Source organism: Pseudomonas sp. NY15356 (assembly GCF_048068175.1).
Taxonomy (GTDB): Bacteria; Pseudomonadota; Gammaproteobacteria; order Pseudomonadales; family Pseudomonadaceae; genus Aquipseudomonas; species Aquipseudomonas putida_K.
In genome coordinates, this window is sequence record NZ_JBLUPW010000028.1 from 32,921 (window position 1) to 55,921 (window position 23,001).

Sequence of the window (23,001 nt, forward strand, 5' to 3'; positions counted from 1 at the left end):
ATCAGTTCAGGTAAGGGGACCAGGACGGTTCTCTGACTTCGCCTTGCGCGGTAGGAAGCGGGAGCCTCACGCGTCCGTTGAGAGAGACGAGCATCAAGACTCCCCGGCCCTGCTGGCGGGTGGCGTAGATTAGCATGGTGCCGTTTGGCGCAACAGTGGGAGACTCATCAAGACTGGTGTCCGAAAGAATCTTTACACTTCCACGCTCCAGGTCCTGCGCAGCCACCTTGAAGTTGGTGAAACCCTGCTGGCGATGGATCATCACCAGGGTCTTCTCGTCGGCCGACAGTTTCGGGTTGGCGTTGTAGTTGCCCACGAAGGTCACGCGCTCGGCACCACCACCACCGATGGAGGTCTTGTAGACCTGCGGCTTGCCGCCACGGTCGGAGGTGAAGTACAGGGTGTTGCCATCCTTGCCCCAGAACGGCTCGGTGTTGATGCCAGGGCCGGCGGTGACGCGGGTGATCTGGCGCGAGCCCATGTTCATCACGTAGATGTCCGGGTTACCGTCCTTGGACAACACGAAGGCCAGGCGCGAGCCATCCGGCGACCAGGCCGGAGCACCGTTGAGGCCTTCGAAGTTGGTGACCTGCTCACGGCGACCGGTGTCGATGTGCTGGACGAAGATGCGCGGGCGCTTCTGCTCGAACGAGACATAGGCGATACGCTTGCCGTCCGGCGCGAAGCGCGGCGACAGGATCGGCTCGCGGGACTGCAGCAGGGTCACGGCGCGGGCACCGTCGTAGTCCGAGCGCTGCAGGGTGTAGCGGGTGTTATTGGCAGAGAAGCGCTCGGCGGTCACGTACAGCATGCGGGTGGAGAACGCGCCCTTGATGCCGGTGAGCTTCTCGAACGACTGGTCGGCGATGTAGTGCGCCATGTCGCGCAGCTGGTCGACGCCGCCGGCGACGCTGCCGGTCAGCACTTGCTGCTCGGTGGCGACGTTGAACAGGGCGTACTGCACCTGCAGGCGACCGCCGGCCGGCACGATGCTGCCGACCATCACGTACTGGGCACCCAAGGCCTTCCAGTCACGGAAGATCACTTCGCTGGCCTGGCTCGGCTGGCTGATCATGTTCTGCCGTGGAATGGGCGAGTAGTAACCGGAGTTGCGCAGGTCATTGCCGATGATCTCGGCCATGTCTTCCGGCAGCACGCTGCCACCCTGCAGACCGAACGGCACCACCGCGATCGGGGTCGCCCGGTCGCTGCCGCTGGTGACCAGGATGTTCTTTTCCTCTGCCACGGCCATACCTGCCACGCAGCAGAGCATGACCAGCAGTCCTTTCAGACGTTTAATCACAACGCAAGATCCTCAGGTGTAAATGTCATCTTGAATGAACGATACGGATTGAACTCGTTCGGCTTCAAGCCCTGCATTTCGGTCAAACGACCAATGTTCTTCACTGCTGCCACCGCCGAGGCGTCGAACGGGCCGTCGCCGCTGGAGCGCGCCACGCTGACATTGGTGATGGTGCCATCGGGCAACATGTTGATCTGCAGGACTACCGTCATGCCCCTGCGTGCGGACGGCGGACGTGCCCAGCCTTCGGCTGCCCGCATGCGAATCAGGTCGTCGAAATCGCCGGCCACTTCATCGCCACGCTCATCGGCCAGGGCCTGCTGCCGCTCGGTGGTGTCGGACAACAGCTCGGCCAGGGCCTGGGCTTTCTTGTCCTCCGCTGCCTTGCGGGCCGCTTCCTGGGCCTTTTTCTTCTGGGCATCTGCCGCCGCCTTCTTCTTGGCGTCTTCAGCTGCCTTTTTCTTGGCCTGCTCGGCCGCCGCTTTCTTCTTGGCGTCCTCGGCTGCTTTCTTCTTGGCCTCCTCGGCGGCTTTTTTCTTCGCCTCCTCGGCGGCCTTCTTCTTGGCTTCTTCCTCGGCCTGCTTCTTCGCCTCTTGCTCGGCCTTTTTCTTGGCGATGTCGGCCTGCTGCTTCTCGGCGGCCTTCTTCGCCTCTTCGGCTTTCTTGGCCTCGGCGGCCTTCTTGGCTTCGGCGGCTTTGGCAGCCTCTTCAGCCTTCTTCGCCTCGGCGGCCTCTCGGGCCTCTTCGGCCTTTTGAGCGGCGTCAGCTTTCTTTTGTTCCGCGGCCTTGATGGCTTCCTGCTCGACCTTCTTCTGTTCCAGCTGCTCGACTTCGGTCTGGCGCGAAGCGGTTTTCTTCGCTTCCCCGGCGATCTTCTGGTTGGTCTGGGTGGTTGCCTGGCTCTTGGACTTGAGCTGGTAGAGCGTGGCCTGGACGATAGGCTTGGACGGCGGCAGTTCCGGCGTCATGGCGAAGCTGACGAACAGCATCGCGAACACCAGCACATGCAGACCGATGGCCCAGATACTGGGCCAGAAGTAGCTTTCCGAGGCGGATGGCTCTCGCTGTTGCATCAGGGCGCCTCGGTAATCAGGCCAACGTTACCGACACCGGCCTTCTGCAACCCACCCATGGCGCCCATGACCGCGCCGTAGTCGACGGCCTTGTCGCCACGGATGAAGACCTGGGTCTGCTTGCCCTGGTCACGACCGGCGGCAATGATCTTGGTCACCGCGTCGGTCATTTCCGGCAAGGTCATGGCCTTGTCCATCTGCTTGTCGGTGTCGACCTCGCTGCCGAGGTTCCAGTAGTAGGTCTTGTCGGCCTTGATCGAGATGGTCAGGATCTGAACGTTGTTGTCCTGGGGCAAGGCTTCGCTGGATACCTTGGGCAGGTCGACCTTCACGCCCTGGTTGAGCATGGGAGCGGTCACCATGAAGATGACCAGCAGCACCAGCATCACGTCGATGTAGGGCACCACGTTCATCTCGGCGACCGGCTTGCGTTTGTGGCGAACTCGGGCCATGGGCTTCTACCTGATCACTCTTCGCTGGTGTGTACTTTGCGGTGCAGGATCGCCTGGAACTCGTCGGCGAACGTGTAGTAACGACCGATCAGCACTTCGCTGCGGGCCGAGAAACGGTTGTAGGCGATGACTGCCGGGATCGCGGCGAACAGGCCGATCGCAGTGGCGATCAGCGCCTCGGCAATACCCGGGGCCACGGTGGCCAGGGTCGCCTGCTGGGCAGAGGCCAGGCCGCGGAAGGAGTTCATGATGCCCCAGACGGTACCGAACAGGCCGATGTACGGGCTGGTGGAACCGACGGTGGCCAGGAACGGCAGGCTCTGCTCGAGCTTCTCTTCCTCGCGGGAGATCGCTACGCGCATGGCACGGCCAACGCCTTCCATGACCGCATCCGGGTCGACGCCCGGCTGCTGGCGCAGGCGCGAGAACTCTTTGAAGCCGGCACGGAACACCTGCTCGACGCCGGAATCCGGGTCTGGGTTGCTGCCTGCCTGGCGGTACAGCTTGGACAGGTCGATGCCCGACCAGAAGCGCTCTTCGAAGGCGTCCAGCGCACGACGACCGGCGCGCAGCATGGTGCTGCGCTGGAAGATCATGATCCATGAGGTGACCGAGGCTGCCACCAGGGTCAGCATCACCAGCTGCACCACAATGCTGGCATTGCTGACCAGACTCCACATGGAGGTATGGTCGACGACGTTAGCTTCCACGCTTATTCTCCTGCGTTCGATTGAGTACCCGTGCCGTCCGCCAGGAAGGCGTCGCGCAGCTCTTGGGGTATGGCCCGGGGTTTGAAAGTGTCGGCGCGCACGGCGGCCACCAGGAACTGCCCCTCGCAGAGCAGCGTTTCATCCTTTTCCCGCCAGACCTGCTGCACGAAGCGCAGGCTGGCGCGATTCAATTCAAGTACTTGCGCGGTCACCCGCAACGCGTCGTCCAGCCGCGCCGGCGCGTGGTAGCGCGCTTCGCTGGAATGGACCACGAACAGCAGGTTCTGGCCTGCCAGCTCGGCTTGGGAAAACCCCAGGTGCCGCAGCCGCTCGGTGCGTGCACGCTCCATGAATTTCAGGTAATTGACGTAATACACCACGCCACCTGCGTCGGTGTCCTCGTAATAGACGCGACAGCGGTGGGCGAACGGTTCCAGGCCTTTTTGCGCGCGCATACTCTAGTGCTTACTCCTCAGCTTGCCAATCCGCCCCGGCAACTGTTTTTGCATCGATAATGTCTTATTGCCAGCGCCGCGAGGGCGTGCCAGCGGTAGGACCACGAAAACCCCGATTCGATCTGTCATTCATCGTCGGGATCGGAAAATTCGCCACCTTCGGCAAAGCGGCCGGGAATGTTCAGGCCGAAATGCAGGTAGGCGTGACGGGTGACCACACGCCCGCGTGGCGTACGCATGATGTAGCCCTGCTGGATCAGGTATGGCTCGAGCACGTCTTCGATGGTATGGCGCTCCTCGCTGATGGCTGCCGCCAGGTTGTCGACCCCCACCGGGCCACCGTCGAACTTTTCGATCATGGTCAGCAGCAGGCGGCGGTCGGAATGGTCGAAGCCACGCTCGTCGACATCCAGCAGGTTCAGCGCCATGTCCGCCACCGCCTTGGTGATCTCGCCCTTGCCACGCACCTCGGCGTAGTCGCGCACCCGGCGCAGCAGACGGTTGGCGATCCGCGGGGTGCCACGGGCCCGGCGAGCGATCTCATAGGCGCCTTCGTCCTCGATCACGAGGCCCAGGATGTTGGCCGAACGGCTGACGATGGTGGCCAGGTCCCTGTTGCTATAGAACTCCAGGCGCTGGACGATACCGAAGCGATCGCGCAGCGGGTTGGTCAGCATGCCGGCACGGGTGGTGGCACCGACCAGGGTGAAAGGTGGCAGGTCCAGCTTGATCGAGCGGGCCGCCGGCCCCTCGCCGATCATGATGTCCAGCTGGAAGTCTTCCATCGCCGGGTAGAGCACTTCCTCGACCACCGGGGACAAGCGGTGGATCTCGTCAATGAACAGCACATCGTGGGGCTCGAGGTTGGTCAGCATGGCCGCCAGGTCGCCCGGGCGCTCGAGGATCGGGCCCGAGGTGCTCTTGACCGACACGCCCATTTCCTGGGCGATGATGTTGGCCAGCGTGGTCTTGCCAAGGCCGGGCGGACCGAAGATCAAGGTGTGGTCCAGGGACTCGTTGCGCCCACGGGCTGCCTGGATGAACAGTGCCATCTGCTCGCGCACCACCGGCTGGCCGATGTATTCCTCCAGGCGCAGCGGGCGGATCGCACGGTCCTGGATGTCTTCGCGGTCGCGCCCGCTGGCGGCGATCAGTCGGTCGGCTTCGATCACTTGGTAATCATCCCTTTGAGGCTACGGCGAATCAGCTCCTCGCTGCTCAGACCGGCCTTGTCCTTGATCGCCGATACCGCCTTGCTCGCCTCCTGGGGCTTGTAGCCCAGGGAGACCAGGGCGCTGACCGCATCGGCTTCGGCCGTGGAGGCACTACTGACCGGCAGCGGGCCATCGGACACCAGGGTGAACATGGCAGGCGAGGTTTCCCAGGCCTTGAAGCGGTCCTTGAGCTCGACCAGCAGGCGCTCGGCGGTCTTCTTGCCGACGCCCGGCACACGCACCAGGGCCGAGGTGTCCTGGGCCTGCACGCAGCGCACCAGCTCGTCCACTTCCAGCCCGGACATCAGCGCCAACGCCAGCTTCGGCCCAACCCCGTTCAGCCGGATCAGTTCGCGAAACAACTCGCGCTCGCGCTTTTCGGCGAAGCCATAGAGCAGATGCGCATCTTCACGCACCACCAGATGGGTATGCACGGTCACCGGTTCGCCGACCTTGGGCAGGCGATACAAGGTGGTCATCGGCACTTCCAGCTCGTAGCCTACGCCGTTGACGTCGATAATCAGGTGCGGCGGCTGTTTTTCCGCCAGGGTGCCGCGCAAACGTCCAAACACGTTCCGATCCTTTCTCTCGGGGAGCCGGTCGAAGACCGCTCAACCCTATCAGCAAATGCAACGGGTGAACGTTTCACCCGGACAAAATTTGTATCTGCGCATGAAGCGCTCAAAGACGCAAGCGCCCGCCTCTTCGCCGCGCCGTGGCCAGGCCGTGGGGCACCAGGCTGGAGCGGGTATGGGCATGGCACAGGGCGATGGCCAGGGCGTCGGAGGCGTCGACCTGCGGTTTTTGCGTCAGCTTCAACAGGTGCATGACCATCAGCATCACCTGCTCCTTGTTGGCGCCACCAGTACCTGCCACGGCCTGCTTGACCTGGCTGGCGCTGTACTCGGCGATCTCAAGGCCCGCTTCGGCGGCGGCGACGATGGCCGCGCCCCGCGCCTGACCGAGCTTGAGGGCCGAGTCGGCATTGCGCGCCATGAACACCCGCTCGATGCCCATGGTCACGGGCCCGTGCTGGCGAATGATTTCGCTGACACCACGAAACACGATCTGCAGGCGCTCATGCAGCTCGCCGCTGCCGGTGCGGATACAGCCAGACGCCACGTACTCGCAGCCACGGGCAGTCTGGCGCACCACACCGAAGCCGGTGATGCGCGAGCCGGGGTCGATACCAAGAATCAGAGTCATAACGCCTGCAATAGATAAAGAATACGACGCGCGCGGCCCCTGGGGCTGCTTTGCAGCCCTTTCGCGGCACAAGGCCGCTCCTACAGACATCGCGCCGACCTGAGGAACGTCGCTGTACCTGTAGGAGCGGCCTTGTGCCGCGAAAGGGCCGCAGGCTCAACGAGCCATGCCAGGATAAACCAGATACCTTAGCCGAGTTTTTCCATGATCTCGTCGGAGATTTCGGCATTGGAGTAGACGTTCTGCACGTCATCCAGGTCCTCGAGCATGTCGATCAGCTTGAGCACCTTCTCGGCGCCCTCCTGGTCCAGCTCGGCACTGGTGGTCGGCTGCATCACGATCTCGGCGTCCGAAGCCTTGAAACCGGCTTCCTCCAAGGCGTTGCGCACCGCATAGAAACTGTTGAACGAGGTGAAGACGTCGAAGGAGCCGTCATCGTTGCCAACCACGTCGTCGGCATCGGCTTCCATGGCCGCTTCTATCAAGGCCTCTTCGTTTACGCCCAGGTCGGCGGCGAAGCTGATCTGCCCCTTGCGCTCGAACAGGTAGGCCACCGAGCCGTCGGTGCCGAGGTTGCCGCCACACTTGGCGAAGGCATGGCGCACAGCGGCCGCGGTACGGTTGCGGTTGTCGGTCATGGCCTCGACCATGATCGCCACGCCACCGGGGCCGTAGCCCTCGTAGCTGAGTTCCTCGACGTTGTCGCTTTCGTTGGTACCGGCACCACGGGCTACGGCGCGATCGATGATGTCGCGGCTCATGTTGGCGCCCAAGGCCTTGTCCAATGCCAGGCGCAGGCGTGGGTTGGAGGCCGGGTCGGCGCCGCCCTGCTTGGCAGCGACGGTCAGCTCGCGGATCCACTTGGTGAAGATCTTGCCTCTCTTGGCATCCTGGCGTTCTTTGCGGTGCTTGATGTTTGCCCACTTCGAATGACCAGCCATAACGTCTCCAAATCCTTCAAACAGAAACAGGTTCCGCCCCGAAGGGCGGAACGCGAGAAAACGGCGCCGAAGCGCGTGGGCGCCCCCACCGGGAAGCGCCCGGGCCGATTACTCGACCTTGGTCTGCTCGCGCAGACGGATGTGCAGCTCGCGCAGGGCCTTGGCATCCACCAGGCCAGGGGCCTGGGTCATGACGCACGCGGCGCTCTGGGTTTTCGGGAAGGCGATCACTTCACGGATCGACTGGGCGCCGGTCATCAGCATCACCAGGCGGTCCAGGCCGAAGGCCAGGCCACCGTGGGGCGGCGCGCCGAACTTCAGGGCGTCGAGCAGGAAGCCGAACTTCTCCTGCTGCTCTTCTGCACCGATGCCCAGCAGACGGAACACGGCCTGTTGCATTTCCTTGCGATGGATACGGATCGAACCACCACCGAGCTCGGTGCCGTTGAGGACCATGTCGTAGGCACGGGACAGGGCGCCGGCCGGGTTGGCCTCGAGCTCCTGCGGGGTGCACTTGGGCGCGGTGAACGGGTGGTGCAGCGCGCTGAAGCTGCCATCGTCGTTCTCTTCGAACATCGGGAAGTCAACGACCCACATCGGCGCCCACTCGCAGGTCAGCAGCTCGAAGTCGTGGCCCAGGCGGATACGCAGCGCGCCCAGGGCTTCGCTGACGATCTTGGCCTTGTCGGCGCCGAAGAACACGATATCGCCATCGACTGCACCCACGCGATCGAGGATCACGTTGAGGTTGGCCTCGGGGATGTTCTTGACGATCGGCGACTGCAGACCTTCGACGCCCTTGGCACGTTCGTTGACCTTGATGTACGCCAGGCCCTTGGCACCGTAGATGCCGACGAACTTGGTGTATTCGTCGATACGGCTGCGCGGCATGCTGGCGCCGCCTGGCAGACGCAGGGCGGTGACGCGGCACTTAGGATCGTTGGCCGGGCCGGCGAAGACCTTGAAGTCGACATCCTTGAGCTGGTCGGCAACGTCGACCAGTTCCAGCGGGATACGCAGGTCAGGCTTGTCGGAGCCGTAGCGACGCATGGCCTCTTCGTAGGTCATGTGCGGGAATTCGCCGAACTCCAGGTCCAGGACTTCCTTGAACAGCTTGCGGATCATGCCTTCGGTCAGGCCCATGATCTCGGATTCGTCGAGGAAGCTGGTCTCGATGTCGATCTGGGTGAATTCCGGCTGACGGTCGGCACGCAGGTCTTCGTCGCGGAAGCACTTGGCGATCTGGTAGTAGCGGTCGAAGCCGGCCACCATCAGCAGCTGCTTGAACAGCTGTGGCGATTGCGGCAAGGCGAAGAAGCTGCCGGCGTGGGTGCGGCTCGGCACCAGGTAGTCACGGGCACCTTCCGGGGTGGCGCGGGTCAGGATCGGCGTCTCGACGTCGAGGAAGCCGTTCTCGTCCAGGTAGCGGCGGATGCTGCTGGTGATGCGCGAACGCAGGCGCAGCTTGTCGGCCATCTCCGGGCGACGCAGGTCGATGAAGCGGTAGCGCAGGCGGGTTTCCTCGCCCACGTCGGAGTATTCGTTGAGCGGGAAAGGCGGGGTCTCGGCCTCGTTGAGGACGGTCAGCTCGTAGCCCAGCACTTCGATGGCGCCAGAGGCCATGTTCGGGTTGACCGCGCCTTCCGGACGCAGGCGCACCTTGCCGGTGATCTGCACGACGTACTCGCTGCGCACGCGGTCAGCGTTGGCGAAAGTCTCGGCGCGATCCGGGTCGAAAACGACCTGGGCCATGCCTTCGCGGTCACGGATGTCGAGGAAGATCACCCCGCCGTGGTCGCGACGACGATGGACCCAGCCGCAAAGAGTGACTTCCTGGCCGTCCAGGCGCTCGTTCAGTTGGCCGCAATAATGGCTGCGCATCATGATGGTGGTTTCGCTTCTCGTGATTCGTGTATTCGGTGGAGGTCTGGCCGCCCTGAGGGGCTAATACTGCAAGACCCGGTCACTGCAATTCAACTCAGTCGGCCTTGTCGCCGCCTGCCAGATTCTTTTTCGCCCCGGTCTTGAAATCGGTCTCGTACCAGCCATTGCCGCTCAGGCGGAAACCGGGTACCGACAACAGCTTCTTCAGCGCCGGCGCCTGGCACGCCGGGCAATCGGTCAGCGGCGCGGCGCTGATCTTCTGCAACACCTCCATACGGTGGTCGCAGGATGCACATTGATAGTCATAAAGGGGCATGGGTGTCTCTCGTCAACCACAACGCTGACTGCCGGGGGCAGTGAAAAGCGGGATTATATATGGTTAAGGACAGCCGTGCAGCCCGCCTGGCGATCAGCGCATGCTGGGCGGATCGAGCAACCAGGCCACGCAGATGACCCGGACCAGGCCGCTGAAGTTGCGCACCCCACCATGACGCAGGTGCACTTCCCGGTCCACATAGGACAACACAGCGCTTACCGTACACTGATTGGCTTCGGCGATCCGCTCCAGAATCCGCCAGTACACCACCTCCAGGCGCAGGCAGGTGGCAAAGCCATTGAGCCGGACCGAACGCGAGACCGGCCTGACCTGCACCATGTCGAAATCAGCCCTGAACGGGTCAATGCACTGCTTGCCCGGCCACTTTCCCTGGCAAGCACCACGCTTGCCTTGCTGCATCCTTATATCCACCGCACCACTCCATCGCCTGGGAAGACACCCAAGTGCTGCGCACGAGGGGCGCGCCCAATAAAGCGCCGCAGGCGCCTGGAGAGCAGTGGCAAAACCTTCCTCAAGGAAATGGAGCAGCCTGGCTCCGGTCGCGGAACCAGGCCTTGCATCGCACTACGGCCGGGCGATCAATTGCCGTCGAGCAGCACGCGCAACATCCAGGCGGTTTTCTCATGCACCTGCATGCGCTGGGTCAGCAGGTCGGCCGTCGGCTCGTCGCTGACCTTGTCGACCACCGGGAAGATGCTGCGCGCAGTACGCACCACCGCCTCCTGGCCCTGGACCAATTGGCGGATCATCTCTTCCGCCGGCGGCACGCCCTCTTCTTCCTTGATCGATGAATGGCGCGCATAGAAGGCATACGAGCCCGGAGCCGGGAAGCCCAGGGCGCGGATCCGCTCGGCGATCGAATCGACCGCCAGGGCCAGCTCGTTGTACTGCTCTTCGAACATCAAGTGCAGGGTACGGAATGACGGGCCGGTGACGTTCCAATGGAAGTTGTGGGTTTTCAGATACAGCACGTAGGTGTCCGACAACAGGCGTGAAAGCCCGTCGACGATGGACTTGCGGTCTTCTTCGCTGATACCGATATCGATTGCCATGGATCTCTCCTTTTCACAAGGCTTGGTCATCAAGCGGGCATCACAAACTGTATCAGACCTACCCGTTCCTGCCTGTGACCCAGGGCAATCCATCCCTCGCGGTTTGAGAACCCCCGGCCTTTGCTGTTAAATAGGCACCGTGCCACCCGTGCGGACTGTCATTGCCGGGTGCATAGGCTGCCAACCGTGTGATCGCGCCTTACACCTGCGCACCACCCTGGCAGCTCTTCCTGTGATCGGCCTTATCAATGTGAGCCAACCCAAATGTTCAAGATCGTCCATCTGGTGACGGGCGTGGCAGCTTTGCTGCTATCGCTCATACCCAGCCTCAAAACCGAAGCTACACCTTTCCTCCAGCAACCTGAAGCCGTCTACCTGGCCTTGCTCGGCCTGCTCAACCTGCTCCTGGCCCCAGCCCTGCCGCACTACTACAAAGGCCTGCGCCAGCAACTGCAATACCTGGCCTGCGCCCTGCTGGTGCTGGCCGTGGTCCTGCAGACCGTGACGCTGCTGGCCCGCCCGGAGCTGGGCGACCTGCCTGCCCTGCTCTGCGCCGTCGTCGCCGTCGCCCTGCACCTGGGCGCAGGTTTCGCCCGCAGCATCGGCAAGCCCCGCGCCAGCCTGGGCGTCACCCAGGATGGCGGCAAGCGCGATACCGGCACGGTCAAGTGGTTCAACACCTCCAAAGGTTTCGGCTTCATTTCCCGCGACTCGGGTGACGATATCTTCGTGCACTTTCGCGCCATCCGTGGCGAAGGGCATCGCGTTCTGGTCGAAGGCCAACGCGTGGAGTTCTCGGTGATGCACCGTGACAAGGGCCTGCAGGCCGAAGACGTGGTCGCGGTCTCCCGCCGCTGACCCTGGGCGGTTCGTGGCGTAGCGGCTTGCCCGCCACGCCATTGGCCGCACTTCAATAATGAGGCGGTGGCGCCTCCTCTCCCTCGCTGCCGTACTGCCCCACCATTTCCTCGTAGCGTTTGATCAACTCGGCCATCTGCAACTGCAGGCGCTCGATCACGCGGGCCTGCTCGACCACCACGTCATTAAGCGCCTGGATGGTGTCATCCTGAAACGCCTGACGGCTTTCAAGCTCGACGACTCTCGACTCCAGCGACATGGCGTCAGGCCTCCGTGAAGTCTTCATTCAATACCGCGCGCAAGCGTTGACGGATCGCCTCGACCTGCTCCGGGGTGTAGTCGACCGCAGGATGGCGCCCCCACACCGGCGCCGGCCAGGCGGCATCGTCATGGCGGCGCACGATGACATGCATGTGCAACTGGCTGACCACGTTACCCAGGGTGGCCACGTTCATCTTGTCGGCCGCGAAGCACTCCTTGAGGGTCTCGGCCAGGTAGGTGGTTTCCTTCCACAACTGTTGCTGGTCGGCCTCGCTCAGCTGGAACAGCTCGCTGACCTCGGCACGCCGCGGCACCAGGATGAACCAGGGGTAGTTGGCATCCTTGCTCAGCAGCAGCCGGCACAACGGCAGATCTCCCAATACCAGGGAATCCTGTTGCAGACGCGAATCCAGGACAAACACGGCAAACCTCCTCAACGTGAAACGGCCCAGCGGGCACTACGGGCCAATGAGCCAAGGATACCCTGCTTCAACACCCAGGCAGGAGCATTGTTGTGCTCACTGCGGTAACACTGCGCTACTTTTCGCACCAAAAGGAGGCCCGCCCGCGCGATACACCCCACTGCTTTCTACTCGGATTAACAAGTGGCGGTAACACATTGACTTCAATGGCAGGTTTTATCGCAGGCGTTTGATGCGGCTCCTGGCACACCATCAGACATGCTTCGCCCCGTGTTTGCGGAGGTTTTCTCGCCTCGTCCGCAGCGAATGTGAAAATTTCATGAAGAGCTCGTGATTTTGAGCACGCTTGTTGCATTCCCTGTCATTCAAGTCGGCACGATGCCTGCAACCGGCAGGTACGCGACAAATAACAACAGCGGTATGGATTTCCAGGGAGTTTCGCTCGCTTACTTATGTTTGTTACACATTTGTTACGAGAGTGATAACGGCGCTGGCGTTGTACGACCCTGAAAAGGGCGTGATTTGCGACACGGATCTAACTAAAAGCGACATTGTGAAAAAGTTATCAAAAGGTTGTTTTTTCTTTGTCGCCAAGCACAGTCAGCGTGATATACATTTTCGCCGACATAAAAAGAAAGAGCTGCCCCTATAACTAAAAAACCTGGGCGCAGCGGTAATCTTCCTAAAACCAAAGGAGCAAATCACGATGCGCGTGATGAAGTGGAGCATGATCGCCCTGGCCGTCGCGGCAGGGACCTCGCAGCTGGCCCTGGCCTCTTCGCAAGATGAATCCAAGGGTTTCATCGAAGACAGCCAGCTGAACGTCAAGACCCGTATGCTGTATTTCAGCCGTGACTTCCGTAACAATGACCGGGATCCCATTACCGGCGACCGTCAGAGCCGCGTGGAAGAGACCGGCCTAGGTTTCGTGGGCACCTTCGAGTCCGGATTCACCCAGGGTACCGTAGGTGTCGGTGTGGATGCGATCGGACTCCTGGGTGTCAAACTGGACAGCGGTCGCGGCCGCGCGGGCACAGGCTTGTTCCCACTCGGCGAGGATGGTCGTGCGCAAGACGACTACTCTGAAGCTCACGGCGCCGTGAAACTGCGCATCTCCGATACCGTGTTGAAGTATGGCGGACAATTCACCGCCCTGCCGGTCTTCGCTACCGATGATAGCCGCCTGCTGCCAGAAGTCGCCGAAGGCTTCCTGTTGACCAGCAACGAAATCGAAGGCCTCGAACTGAATGCCGGTCATTTCACACGCCTTAACGCTCAGGCCCAGACCTATAAGGACAGCATCGGCGGCCGCGACGGCGACACTGGCATCAAAAACCCTGGCCTGACAGAAGCCAACATCGTTGGCGGCACCTATGCCTTTAACGATAACCTGAGCACCAGCCTGTATTACTCCAAGGTTGAAGACTACTGGCGCAAATATTACGCCAACGTCAACTGGGCCCTGCCAATCTCCGACAAGCAAGGCTTGGTGTTCGACTTCAACATCTATGACACCAAGAGCGATGGTGACCGCGCTCGCGCCTTTGACGGCGACAAGCTCGACAACCGCGCATTCAGCCTCTCGGGCGCTTACAACATTGGCGCACACACCTTCACCCTGGCCTATCAGAAAGTCACCGGTGACGGCGACTATGCCTATGGCGTCGATGGTGGCGGCACCATCTTCCTGGCCAACTCCGTTGCCCGTTCCGACTTCAACGCCGAAGACGAGAAGTCTTGGCAGGCTCGCTACGACCTGAACTTCGCCGAATACGGCATCCCAGGCCTGACCTTCATGACCCGCTACGTGCGCGGTACCGACGCCAACGTCGCCGGCACCAGCAACGGCAAGGAATGGGAACGCGACATCGACATCAAGTACGTGCTGCAGGAAGGCCCGGCCAAAGACCTGAGCTTCCGCGTGCGCCAGGCCACCTACCGCTCCTCCGATGGCGTTTACTACGGTTCCCCATCGCTGGACGAACTGCGCCTGATCGTCGAGTACCCGCTGAGCATCCTGTAAGCCCCCTGGCTTGCATTTGCCCCGCACTGGAAAAGCCCGGCGATCGCCGGGCTTTTTCTTGGCTGACAAGCGCCCCGCCCTGGGGCATCCTGTACGCCTTCGCTTCGCCCCCGTACAATGCGGGGTCATTTCAACGTCTTAGGCAATCGACACGGCTCACCATGCGCACCAGTCAATATTTGCTCGCCACCCAGAAAGAAACCCCTGCCGACGCAGTGGTCATCAGCCATCAGCTCATGCTGCGCGCCGGCATGATCCGCAAGCTGGCCTCCGGCCTGTACACCTGGCTGCCGATGGGCCTGCGGGTGATGCGCAAGGTCGAAGCGGTGGTCCGCGAGGAAATGAACGCCGCCGGCGCCCTGGAAGTGCTGATGCCGAGCATCCAGCCCGCCGAGCTGTGGCAGGAATCCGGCCGCTGGGAACAGTACGGCCCGGAGCTGCTGCGCCTGAAGGACCGCCATGACCGCGAGTTCTGCGTTGGCCCGACCCACGAGGAGGTCATCACCGACCTCGCGCGCAACGAGCTGTCCAGCTATAAACAGCTGCCGCTGAACATGTACCAGATCCAGACCAAGTTCCGTGACGAGATCCGTCCGCGCTTCGGCCTGATGCGCGGCCGCGAATTCATCATGAAGGACGCCTATTCCTTCCATGCCGACCAGGCTTCCCTGCAGGAAACCTACGACCGCATGCACCAGGCGTACACCAATATCTTCACCCGCCTGGGCCTGGACTTCCGTCCGGTGCAGGCCGACACCGGCTCCATCGGTGGCAGCTACTCCCATGAGTTCCATGTCCTGGCCGAGTCCGGCGAAGACGATGTGATCTTCAGCGACAGCTCCGACTACGCCGCCAACATCGAGAAGGCCGAAGCCATCCCGCGTGAAACCGTGCGCCCTGCCCCCACCGAGGAGCTGCGCCTGGTCGACACGCCCGATGCCAAGACCATTGCGCAACTGGTCGAAAACTACGGCCTGCCGATCGAAAAGACCGTCAAGACCCTCATCGTGCGCGGTGCCGAGGAAGGCAAGCTGGTCGCCCTGGTGGTCCGTGGCGACCACGAATTGAACGAAATCAAGGCTGCCAAGCTGGAACAGGTCGCCGACCCGCTGGTCATGGCCACCGACGCCGACCTGCGCGCTGCCATCGGTGCTGGTGCCGGCTCCCTGGGCCCGATGAACCTGCCGCTGGAATGCATCATCGACCGCTCCGTGGCCCTGATGAGCGACTTCTGCATCGGCGCCAACATCGACGACAAGCACTACTTCGGTGTCAACTGGGAACGCGACCTGCCAGTCCCACAGGTCGCCGACCTGCGCAACGTGGTCGAAGGCGACCCGAGCCCGGACGGCCAGGGTACGCTGGTGATCAAGCGTGGCATCGAGGTTGGCCATATCTTCCAGCTCGGCACCAAGTACAGCGAGGCGCTCAAGTGCCAGGTACTGGGCGAGAACGGCAAGCCGGTGACCCTGGCCATGGGTTGCTATGGCATCGGCGTGTCCCGCGTGGTCGCCGCCGCCATCGAGCAGAGCTATGACGACAAGGGCATCATCTGGAACGACGCCCTGGCACCGTTCCAGATCGCCCTGGTACCGCTGCGCTACGAGACCGACGCCGTTCGCGAAGCCACCGACAAGCTGTACGCCGAACTGACCGCCGCCGGCTACGAAGTGCTGCTGGACGACCGCGACAAGAAGACCAGCCCCGGCATCAAGTTCGCCGACATGGAGCTGATCGGCATTCCGCACCGCATCGTGGTCAGCGACCGCGGCCTGGCCGAAGGCAACCTGGAATACAAGCACCGCACCGAGCAGGAGGCTCAGACCTTGCCGCTCAACGAGGTGCTGACCTTCCTGCAAGCCCGCATTCGCCGCTGATACGAGTAGCCATGTCCAAGCGAAGTACCTTTGCCCTGGGGGGCGCCGCACTGTGCGGCGCCCTGCTCGTCAGCGGCTGCGCCAACCAGATGTCCCAGCGCAGCGAGCATGAGGAGCGCGCCGAGCGCAAGCTGCTCGAACATACCCTGCAGATCGACGTCGGCGAGCCCAAGGTCATGGAGCTTCCGCAACGGCGCGTGCGGGTTCATGAACAGAAGCGCTTCGAAGTCACCGAGTTCGAAGTCACTCGCCGGTATGACCGCTACACGCCGTACCAAGCCTGGCGGGAGATCTACGAGATCCCCCTGGGTGCGGTGGCAGTGGTCGCTGGCATCGGCGCCAACGTGGTCAATGTGTTCGCCCTGGGCAACCTGCCGCAAAGCGTTACCCGTGACTGGCTCGGCTACGGCCTGGCCGGGCTCAACCCGTTCATGAACGTGCAGTCCAACGGCCGCGCCCAGCAGAACCTGGCGGGTATCAGTGAGGTGCAGAAAGACAAGCGCGAGGAATACACCAGCCTGCCGTGGAACGAGCGGCTGGTCGAGGTCAAGGCCGGCAAGCTGACCCACGAGCTCACCACCGACCACAACGGTGTGTTGCGCCTGAACCTGCTGGACAGCCCGTTCTCCGAACAGAACCTCAACCACGTCGGCACCTTGCACCTGCACGTGGCCGACGAGGACAACGGGGCTCGGGCCGATGCCAGCCTGCTGGTCAGCAGCGCCCTGCGGGGCAAGCTGCAGGAAGCCCACGAGCTGATCTTCGACGACCTCGAGGATGACGAGGTGGGGCAATGGGTCCACCGGGTCAAGCGCTTGTCAGAACTGGGCTTGGAAGAGGAAGCCAGCGAACTGGAGCAGAGCCTGATCGAGCTGACCCGCAACGATCCGGAGCTGCAACAGGAATTCCTGCATGCCTTGACCAAGGATGCCGGGCGGCTGGTGGCTGATCCGGGCGTTCGGTAGCTGAGATCGATGGGGCCGCTTTGCGGCCCTTTCGCGGCGCAAGGCTGCTCCTATTACCTTTTACGCGCTTGCCGCTCTATTGCGGTGGAAAAAGCTCCAGCTGCTCATGAGCCCCGCGCAAATCCCGCAAACGTACCCCCACCCCCAGTAGCCGCACCGGCTTGCCGCCCCTGGCAAAGGCCTGGCTCAACAACTGCCGATAGCTCTCCAGGTCTCGCCCCGCGCCCGCCTGCTCCAACGTGGTCTGGCTGAAGTCATGGAACTTGACCTTGACGAACGGTTTGTCGGGCCGATAGCTGCTGTCCATCCGCGCGATACGCTCGTTCAGGCTGCGCAGCAGCTCAGGTAGTTTGGCCAGGCAGCTCGCCAGGTCCGGCAGGTCGGTGTCGTAGGTGTTTTCCACGCTGACCGACTGGCGCCGGCTGTCATTGTGCACACTGCGCTCATCGATACCCCGCGCCAAGCCCCACAGCCGCTCGCCGAAACTACCGAACTCACGCACCAGCGCCAGCCGTGACCAGTCGCGCAGTTCCAGGCAGGTATCGATGCCCAGGCGCGCCAGTTTGTCGGCCGTGACCTTGCCCACCCCATGCAGCCTGGCGACGGGCAACGCGGCCACGAAGGCCTCGACTTCAGGTGGCGTGATGACGAACAGGCCATTGGGCTTGCGCCAGTCGCTGGCGATCTTGGCCAGGAACTTGTTCGGCGCCACACCGGCAGACACCGTGATGTGCAAGGTCTTGGCGACCCGCCTGCGTATATCCTCGGCAATGCGCGTGGCACTGCCGGCGTACCACTGGCTGTCACTCACATCCAGGTAGGCCTCGTCCAGCGACAGCGGCTCGATCAGGTCGGTGTAGTCGCGAAAGATCGCATGGATCTCCCGGGAGGCTTCGCGGTAGGCCTCGAAACGCGGCTTGACGATCAACAGGTCCGGACACAATTTCAAGGCATGCCGCGACGACATGGCCGAGCGCACTCCATAGGCACGCGCCTCATAATTGCAGGTAGCGATGACCCCACGCTGCTCCGGCGCCCCGCCCACGGCCATGGGCCGGCCAGCCAGCCGCGGGTCGTCGCGCATCTCGATCGCGGCATAGAAACAATCGCAGTCGATATGGATGATCTTGCGCAGGGACATGGATGACCGTCAGCACTGTAAATTCATACAGATACTACTCCATGGGACGAAACGGCGTCAGCAGCCTTCCAGTAAAACCGCCAAATTCCTTGCAAGCCCCGCCATGACTGAGCTGCAGCCACGCGATCGACGCTAAGGGATTGAACAAAAAAGGATTTTTCAAAATAAGCCTTGACATGGGGCAGGATTTCCGTAGAATTCGATCTCACAGGCGCGGGATGGAGCAGCCTGGTAGCTCGTCGGGCTCATAACCCGAAGGTCGTCGGTTCAAATCCGGCTCCCGCAACCAGATTCAGAAGAAGGCCACTGTCTATGCAGTGGCCTTTTTTCTTGCCCTGAAAAAAATCGACGGAAAATCAAAGAGTAATGCTTGACAGCCACTCAGAAATCCGTAGAATGCGCCCCACTGACGCGGGATGGAGCAGCCTGGTAGCTCGTCGGGCTCATAACCCGAAGGTCGTCGGTTCAAATCCGGCTCCCGCAACCATATTCGTCAGAACAAACCCCGCACTGTGAAAGCAGTGCGGGGTTTGTTGTTTCCACCCCCGAAAAATACGTCCCCCTGAAGGAGGGCATGGCAGCGTGCCGCAAAGTCACACCTTCGGATGAACTATCTTTAACCCTGCCAGAGCGCTGAAAGCGCGCCGGCCAGGAGTAATATCTGGATACGTTTTCCGAAGAGACTTTCACTTGGCCGCACCTCTGCCCAACCTCGCGCAGCCTGCCCGGGGTTACCTATGAATGCGCATGACGCCCAAAACCCGGTGCCTCTTGCCGGCACGCTGCCCAACGCCGCCCGACGCCTACCTTGGCTGGAACGGCTGAGCCGATACCGCCAGCCCCTTGGCCTAGCCTTGACCCTGCTGCTGTTCAGCCTGGCCCTGGTCGCCTGTCGCCACCTGCTGAGCGAACTGGACATCCATGCCCTGCATGACGCCATGCTCAGCGTGCCGGGCCCGTCCCTGGCTGGGGCACTGCTGGCCACCGCGCTGGGTTTCACGGCCCTGCTCGGCTATGAATGGTCGGCCAGCCGCTACGCCGCGGTGCCCCTCCCCGCGCGCACCCTCGCCCTGGGAGGGTTCAGTGCCTTCGCTATTGGCAATGCCGTCGGCCTGTCGATCCTCTCTGGCGGCTCGGTGCGTTATCGCCTGTATGCACGCCATGGCTTGGGCGCAGCAGAAATCGCCCGCATGACCGTGTTCGCCAGCTTGTCACTGGGCTGTGCCCTGCCACCCCTGGCGGCACTGGCAACGCTCGGTGACCTGCCGGCTGCCGCCGCTGCGCTACGCCTGCCCGCCCCCGTGCTGGCCGGTATCGCCGTGGCGGTGCTGGCGATCACCGCTGTACTGGTGGCCAGCCTCTATCGCCGGCGCCTGCCCGAACAACCCTTGGCCGATAACGTGCTGGTGCGGTTCGGGCGACGGACCTTGCGCCTGCCTGGCCTACGCCTGGCGGCCTTGCAACTGCTGGTCACGGGCCTGGATGTCATCGCCGCAGCCACGGTGCTGTACCTACTGCTGCCCGACGCCCCGCCGTTCGGCGCCTTTGTCCTGGTCTACCTGCTGGCCCTGGCAGCAGGCGTGCTCAGCCACGTACCGGGCGGGGTCGGGGTGTTCGAGGCCGTGCTGCTTGCAGCGTTCGCCGAGCAACTGGGCGCCGCACCGCTGGCCGCCGCCTTGCTGCTGTACCGCCTCATCTATGTGGTGCTGCCCCTGCTGGTGGCCTGCGTATTGCTGCTGGCCAGCGAAGCGCGCCGCCTGCTGTTCGCCCGCCAGGCGATCAATGCCGCGGCCGGGCTGGCCGCACCGGTGCTGGCGATTCTGGTGTTCCTATCAGGCGTCGTGCTGCTGTTTTCCGGCGCCACGCCCGAGATCGACACGCGCCTGGAACACATGGGCTTTCTTATCCCCCATCGCCTGATCGACGCCTCACACTTCGGCGCCAGCCTGGTCGGCGTGCTGTGCCTGCTGCTGGCCCAGGGCCTGAGGCGACGGCTGTCAGCGGCCTGGCTGCTGACCACCGTGCTGTTGCTGGTGGGCGCCGTGTTGTCCCTGCTCAAAGGCTTCGACTGGGAGGAAGCCTGCATACTGAGTGTCACCGCAGCGCTGCTGGCCCTGTTCCGCCGTTCCTTCTACCGGCCCAGCCGACTGCTGGAGCTGCCATTCTCACCGGTCTACCTGGTGGCCAGTGTCTGCGTGCTCGGTGCCTCATTGTGGCTGCTGTTATTCGCCTATCAGGACGTGCCCTACAGCCACGAACTGTGGTGGCAGTTCACCCTGGATGCCGACGCACCCCGCGGCCTGCGCGCCGCCATGGGCAGTGCCATGCTGCTGGTGATCGTCGCCCTCACCTGGTTGCTGCGTACCGCGCGGCCAGTCATCCACCTGCCCACCGAAGAAGAACTGCAACGGGCCAAGCGCATTCTGCTGGACTCCGACCAACCCGATGGCGGCCTGGCCCTGACCGGCGACAAGGCGCTGCTTTTCCACCCCAACGACGAAGCCTTCCTCATGTACGCCCGCCGAGGCCGTAGCCTGGTCGCCCTGTACGACCCGATCGGCCCCGCCGAGGCGCGTGCCGAGATGATCTGGCAGTTCCGCGACCTGTGCGACCTGCACCATGCCCGGCCGGTGTTCTACCAAGTGCGTGCGCAGAACCTGCCCTACTACATGGACATCGGCCTGACTGCGCTCAAGCTCGGCGAGGAAGCCCGGGTCGACCTGCAGCGCTTCGATCTGCAGGCCCAAGGCAAGGAAATGAAAGACCTGCGCTACACCTGGAACCGAGGCGGGCGCGATGGCCTGGCTCTGGAGATCCATGAACCCGGCCAGGCACCGCTGGCGGCGCTCAAGGAGATTTCTGACGCCTGGCTCGGCGGCAAGAACGTACGCGAGAAAGGTTTTTCCCTGGGCCGCTTCAGCCAGGACTACCTGCGCCATTTTCGCATCGCCCTGATCCGCTTCCAGGGGCGCCCGGTGGCCTTCGCCAACCTCCTTGAAACCCATGGCAACGAGCTGGCCAGCCTGGACCTGATGCGTGCCCACCCCGAGGCGCCCAAGCTGACCATGGAATTCTTGATGATCGGCCTAATCCAGCACTACAAAAGCCAGGGCTACGCCCACTTCAGCCTGGGCATGGTACCGCTTTCCGGCCTGCAGCCAAGGCGTGGCGCGCCCCTGACCCAACGCCTGGGCTCGATGGTATTCCAGCGCGGCGAGCAGCTCTACAACTTCCAGGGGCTGCGACGCTTCAAGGACAAGTTCCAACCGGACTGGGAACCCCGCTACATGGCCGTGCCGGCCGGGCTCGACCCGCTGGTGGCGCTGGCCGATACCGCCGCCCTGATCGCAGGCGGCCTGACTGGTTTGGTGAAACGTTGATGATCCGACGCTATTGGTTGTACGTATGCAGCGCATTTTTCCTGGCCTTGCTGGCAGGCGCCGCGACGTTCTGGCTATGGACCCGCCCCGCCCCCGAGGCCCACTTGGAACACCTGGCCCTGGCCGACGGCAGCCCCCTTCTGCGTGCCACACCCGGCGTGCATGCCCGCAGCCATGTCGCCATCGCCGTCCCTGCAGGGCAGGCGTTGAGCGACAGGCAGCTGCTTGACCTGAGCCAGGCGGGCGAGGCACAACTGGTGCAGGTCGTCTTGCCGCCAAGCGATTGCACCCGGCAGCAACAGGTACTGGACGAAGCCATGAAGGCCTTGTCCGCACCTTCGAACCTGGTCGCCGGTATCGGCCCTGGTGCCGCCCAGGCCTGGCGTTGGCTCGCTGCCCAAGACGATGACAAGGCCCGCGCCATCTCGATAGGTTTCACCCTGGAGCAACCCGGCTGCCAGCCCTTGCCCCAAGCGGCCGCCCACGGGCACTGGAACGTGGCCTGGAACGACAACCCCGACGATGCCAGCGCAGCCTTCGTGCGCAACCAGGCCAACGCCGAAACCAGCATCAGCGACTATGACATCCACCTGCCGCAGGTACTCAAGGCGCAACTGACCCAGGCCCTGGTGGGCAACAATGGCAATGGCCTGAACATCCCGGTGGTCGAGGTTCCGGCCGGGCAGACCACCGACACGGTGACCCTGTTCCTCTCCGGCGACGGCGGTTGGCGTGACCTGGACCGCGACGTGGCCGGGGAAATGGCCAAGCTCGGCTACCCGGTGGTCGGTATCGATACCCTGCGCTACTACTGGCAGCACAAGAGCCCGGAACAGAGTGCCGCGGACCTTTCGGAGCTGATGCAGCACTACCGCCAGAAGTGGGGGACCAAACGCTTCGTGCTCACCGGCTATTCCTTCGGTGCCGATGTTCTTCCGGCGATCTACAACCGCTTGCCGGACGAAGACAAGCGACGGGTCGATGCGGTGATCCTGCTGGCGTTCGCCCGCAGTGGCAGTTTCGAGATCGAGGTCGAGGGCTGGCTGGGCAAGGAAGGCCAGGAAGCGCCAACCGGGCCGGAGATGGCCAGGCTGCCGGCTTCCAAGGTGGTGTGTGTGTATGGCGTCGAGGAAGCCGACGAGAGTGGTTGCACGGACAAGACCGCCGTCGGCGAACATATGAAACTTCCAGGCGGCCACCACTTCGACGAGAACTACCCGGCCCTGGCCAAGCGCCTCATCGGCGAGATCGAGACCCGCCAGGGCAAGGCCAGCGTGGCGGAGCAGAACTGAAACGCAGGAATGGCCTTGCGGGGGGCCGCTTGGCAGCCCTTTCGCGGCGCAAGGCCGCTCCTACACGACCGCGTCGGGCGCTATAGCGAGGTAGGCCTTGTGCCGCGATTGGGCCGCACAGCGGCCTCGATAATCGGCCGCGCAAGGCTACTGCT

Annotated in this window: 22 protein-coding genes and 2 tRNA genes; 8 read left to right on the plus strand and 16 right to left on the minus strand. The window is 62.9% G+C overall.

The window, feature by feature from the left end; all coding sequences use genetic code 11:
- Position 1: 1 nt before the first annotated feature.
- The 13 genes from tolB to ACNFCI_RS19475 all read right to left on the minus strand — a co-directional run bounded on the left by tolB (position 2) and on the right by ACNFCI_RS19475 (position 10,627).
- Complete coding sequence (gene tolB, locus ACNFCI_RS19415; protein WP_216356221.1) at positions 2–1,273, minus strand: Tol-Pal system beta propeller repeat protein TolB; 1,272 nt, start codon at positions 1,271–1,273, stop codon at positions 2–4.
- 26 nt (positions 1,274–1,299) lie between these two features.
- Positions 1,300–2,376: a cell envelope integrity protein TolA gene (tolA, locus tag ACNFCI_RS19420; RefSeq protein WP_084854487.1), complete on the minus strand. Its 1,077-nt coding sequence runs from the start codon at positions 2,374–2,376 to the stop codon at positions 1,300–1,302.
- Positions 2,376–2,828 carry a protein TolR gene (tolR, locus tag ACNFCI_RS19425; protein WP_084854486.1) on the minus strand — a complete coding sequence of 151 codons (453 nt, stop codon included), beginning with the start codon at positions 2,826–2,828 and terminating at the stop codon, positions 2,376–2,378. The genes tolA and tolR overlap by 1 nt, the downstream gene beginning before the upstream one ends.
- A gap of 14 nt (positions 2,829–2,842) precedes the next feature.
- The gene (tolQ, locus tag ACNFCI_RS19430) at positions 2,843–3,538 is read right to left on the minus strand and encodes a protein TolQ (protein WP_084854485.1); all 696 of its coding nucleotides are present in this window, start codon (positions 3,536–3,538) and stop codon (positions 2,843–2,845) included.
- A 2-nt stretch (positions 3,539–3,540) separates the two neighbouring features.
- A complete protein-coding gene (ybgC, locus tag ACNFCI_RS19435) occupies positions 3,541–3,993 on the minus strand; it encodes a tol-pal system-associated acyl-CoA thioesterase (protein ID WP_084854484.1) in 453 nt (150 codons plus the stop codon).
- Between the two features lie 125 nt (positions 3,994–4,118).
- Positions 4,119–5,165 (minus strand): Holliday junction branch migration DNA helicase RuvB, encoded by a 1,047-nt coding sequence (gene ruvB, locus ACNFCI_RS19440; protein WP_084854483.1) that lies wholly within the window; start codon positions 5,163–5,165, stop codon positions 4,119–4,121.
- Entirely contained in the window at positions 5,162–5,779 is a 618-nt protein-coding gene (gene ruvA / locus ACNFCI_RS19445; RefSeq protein WP_416768134.1) for a Holliday junction branch migration protein RuvA, read from the minus strand. Before ruvA ends, ruvB begins: the two co-directional genes overlap by 4 nt.
- Positions 5,780–5,888: 109 nt before the next feature.
- Positions 5,889–6,413 (minus strand): crossover junction endodeoxyribonuclease RuvC, encoded by a 525-nt coding sequence (ruvC, locus tag ACNFCI_RS19450; protein ID WP_084854481.1) that lies wholly within the window; start codon positions 6,411–6,413, stop codon positions 5,889–5,891.
- 188 nt (positions 6,414–6,601) lie between these two features.
- A complete protein-coding gene (locus tag ACNFCI_RS19455; protein WP_368829735.1) occupies positions 6,602–7,354 on the minus strand; it encodes a YebC/PmpR family DNA-binding transcriptional regulator in 753 nt (250 codons plus the stop codon).
- A gap of 108 nt (positions 7,355–7,462) precedes the next feature.
- Complete coding sequence (gene aspS / locus ACNFCI_RS19460; RefSeq protein WP_324818467.1) at positions 7,463–9,238, minus strand: aspartate--tRNA ligase; 1,776 nt, start codon at positions 9,236–9,238, stop codon at positions 7,463–7,465.
- Positions 9,239–9,332: 94 nt separating this feature from the next.
- Complete coding sequence (locus ACNFCI_RS19465; protein ID WP_043209521.1) at positions 9,333–9,554, minus strand: FmdB family zinc ribbon protein; 222 nt, start codon at positions 9,552–9,554, stop codon at positions 9,333–9,335.
- A gap of 93 nt (positions 9,555–9,647) precedes the next feature.
- Positions 9,648–9,974 (minus strand): ribbon-helix-helix domain-containing protein, encoded by a 327-nt coding sequence (locus tag ACNFCI_RS19470; protein ID WP_084854478.1) that lies wholly within the window; start codon positions 9,972–9,974, stop codon positions 9,648–9,650.
- Between the two features lie 179 nt (positions 9,975–10,153).
- Complete coding sequence (locus ACNFCI_RS19475; RefSeq protein WP_028690591.1) at positions 10,154–10,627, minus strand: Dps family protein; 474 nt, start codon at positions 10,625–10,627, stop codon at positions 10,154–10,156.
- Positions 10,628–10,891: 264 nt separating this feature from the next.
- Here ACNFCI_RS19475 and ACNFCI_RS19480 point away from each other — a divergent pair, with 264 nt between their 5' ends.
- The gene (locus tag ACNFCI_RS19480; RefSeq protein ID WP_416768135.1) at positions 10,892–11,485 is read left to right on the plus strand and encodes a cold shock domain-containing protein membrane protein; all 594 of its coding nucleotides are present in this window, start codon (positions 10,892–10,894) and stop codon (positions 11,483–11,485) included.
- Positions 11,486–11,537: 52 nt separating this feature from the next.
- Here the strand turns inward: ACNFCI_RS19480 and ACNFCI_RS19485 are convergent, their stop codons facing one another.
- A complete protein-coding gene (locus ACNFCI_RS19485; RefSeq protein ID WP_084854475.1) occupies positions 11,538–11,744 on the minus strand; it encodes a SlyX family protein in 207 nt (68 codons plus the stop codon).
- A 4-nt stretch (positions 11,745–11,748) separates the two neighbouring features.
- The gene (locus ACNFCI_RS19490; protein WP_084854474.1) at positions 11,749–12,168 is read right to left on the minus strand and encodes an HIT family protein; all 420 of its coding nucleotides are present in this window, start codon (positions 12,166–12,168) and stop codon (positions 11,749–11,751) included.
- A 706-nt stretch (positions 12,169–12,874) separates the two neighbouring features.
- Between ACNFCI_RS19490 and ACNFCI_RS19495 the strand changes: the two genes are divergently transcribed.
- The 3 genes from ACNFCI_RS19495 (at position 12,875) to ACNFCI_RS19505 (ending at position 17,033) form a co-directional block, all read left to right on the plus strand.
- Positions 12,875–14,191: an OprD family porin gene (locus ACNFCI_RS19495; RefSeq protein WP_084854473.1), complete on the plus strand. Its 1,317-nt coding sequence runs from the start codon at positions 12,875–12,877 to the stop codon at positions 14,189–14,191.
- Positions 14,192–14,352: 161 nt separating this feature from the next.
- Positions 14,353–16,068 (plus strand): proline--tRNA ligase, encoded by a 1,716-nt coding sequence (locus tag ACNFCI_RS19500; RefSeq protein WP_368829737.1) that lies wholly within the window; start codon positions 14,353–14,355, stop codon positions 16,066–16,068.
- An 11-nt stretch (positions 16,069–16,079) separates the two neighbouring features.
- Positions 16,080–17,033, plus strand: a complete 954-nt coding sequence (locus ACNFCI_RS19505; protein ID WP_324818409.1) for a hypothetical protein — start codon at positions 16,080–16,082, stop codon at positions 17,031–17,033.
- Between the two features lie 76 nt (positions 17,034–17,109).
- Here ACNFCI_RS19505 and dinB read toward each other — a convergent pair whose 3' ends face one another.
- Positions 17,110–18,168, minus strand: coding sequence for a DNA polymerase IV (dinB, locus tag ACNFCI_RS19510; protein WP_416768138.1), 1,059 nt, complete (start codon positions 18,166–18,168; stop codon positions 17,110–17,112).
- 218 nt (positions 18,169–18,386) lie between these two features.
- On the opposite strand from dinB, the gene ACNFCI_RS19515 reads away from it, so the two are divergent.
- The 4 genes from ACNFCI_RS19515 to ACNFCI_RS19530 all read left to right on the plus strand — a co-directional run bounded on the left by ACNFCI_RS19515 (position 18,387) and on the right by ACNFCI_RS19530 (position 22,846).
- Positions 18,387–18,463: transfer RNA gene (locus ACNFCI_RS19515), tRNA-Met, on the plus strand.
- A 121-nt stretch (positions 18,464–18,584) separates the two neighbouring features.
- Positions 18,585–18,661: transfer RNA gene (locus ACNFCI_RS19520), tRNA-Met, on the plus strand.
- A gap of 250 nt (positions 18,662–18,911) precedes the next feature.
- Positions 18,912–21,554 (plus strand): bifunctional lysylphosphatidylglycerol flippase/synthetase MprF, encoded by a 2,643-nt coding sequence (mprF, locus tag ACNFCI_RS19525; protein WP_416768136.1) that lies wholly within the window; start codon positions 18,912–18,914, stop codon positions 21,552–21,554.
- Positions 21,554–22,846, plus strand: coding sequence for a virulence factor family protein (locus tag ACNFCI_RS19530; RefSeq protein ID WP_416768137.1), 1,293 nt, complete (start codon positions 21,554–21,556; stop codon positions 22,844–22,846). The genes mprF and ACNFCI_RS19530 overlap by 1 nt, the downstream gene beginning before the upstream one ends.
- Positions 22,847–23,001: the final 155 nt, after the last annotated feature.

Bases quoted from the DNA above. Each gene is read 5' to 3' on its own strand.
- tolB (WP_216356221.1), bottom strand. From the start codon at position 1,273: ATGCTCTGCTGCGTGGCAGGTATGGCCGTGGCAGAGGAAAAGAACATC.
- tolA (WP_084854487.1), bottom strand. From the start codon at position 2,376: ATGCAACAGCGAGAGCCATCCGCCTCGGAAAGCTACTTCTGGCCCAGT.
- tolR (WP_084854486.1), bottom strand. From the start codon at position 2,828: ATGGCCCGAGTTCGCCACAAACGCAAGCCGGTCGCCGAGATGAACGTG.
- ybgC (WP_084854484.1), bottom strand. From the start codon at position 3,993: ATGCGCGCGCAAAAAGGCCTGGAACCGTTCGCCCACCGCTGTCGCGTC.
- ruvC (WP_084854481.1), bottom strand. From the start codon at position 6,413: ATGACTCTGATTCTTGGTATCGACCCCGGCTCGCGCATCACCGGCTTC.
- ACNFCI_RS19455 (WP_368829735.1), bottom strand. From the start codon at position 7,354: ATGGCTGGTCATTCGAAGTGGGCAAACATCAAGCACCGCAAAGAACGC.
- aspS (WP_324818467.1), bottom strand. From the start codon at position 9,238: ATGATGCGCAGCCATTATTGCGGCCAACTGAACGAGCGCCTGGACGGC.
- ACNFCI_RS19465 (WP_043209521.1), bottom strand. From the start codon at position 9,554: ATGCCCCTTTATGACTATCAATGTGCATCCTGCGACCACCGTATGGAG.
- ACNFCI_RS19470 (WP_084854478.1), bottom strand. From the start codon at position 9,974: ATGCAGCAAGGCAAGCGTGGTGCTTGCCAGGGAAAGTGGCCGGGCAAG.
- ACNFCI_RS19475 (WP_028690591.1), bottom strand. From the start codon at position 10,627: ATGGCAATCGATATCGGTATCAGCGAAGAAGACCGCAAGTCCATCGTC.
- ACNFCI_RS19480 (WP_416768135.1), top strand. From the start codon at position 10,892: ATGTTCAAGATCGTCCATCTGGTGACGGGCGTGGCAGCTTTGCTGCTA.
- ACNFCI_RS19485 (WP_084854475.1), bottom strand. From the start codon at position 11,744: ATGTCGCTGGAGTCGAGAGTCGTCGAGCTTGAAAGCCGTCAGGCGTTT.
- ACNFCI_RS19495 (WP_084854473.1), top strand. From the start codon at position 12,875: ATGCGCGTGATGAAGTGGAGCATGATCGCCCTGGCCGTCGCGGCAGGG.
- ACNFCI_RS19500 (WP_368829737.1), top strand. From the start codon at position 14,353: ATGCGCACCAGTCAATATTTGCTCGCCACCCAGAAAGAAACCCCTGCC.
- ACNFCI_RS19505 (WP_324818409.1), top strand. From the start codon at position 16,080: ATGTCCAAGCGAAGTACCTTTGCCCTGGGGGGCGCCGCACTGTGCGGC.
- mprF (WP_416768136.1), top strand. From the start codon at position 18,912: ATGAATGCGCATGACGCCCAAAACCCGGTGCCTCTTGCCGGCACGCTG.
- ACNFCI_RS19530 (WP_416768137.1), top strand. From the start codon at position 21,554: ATGATCCGACGCTATTGGTTGTACGTATGCAGCGCATTTTTCCTGGCC.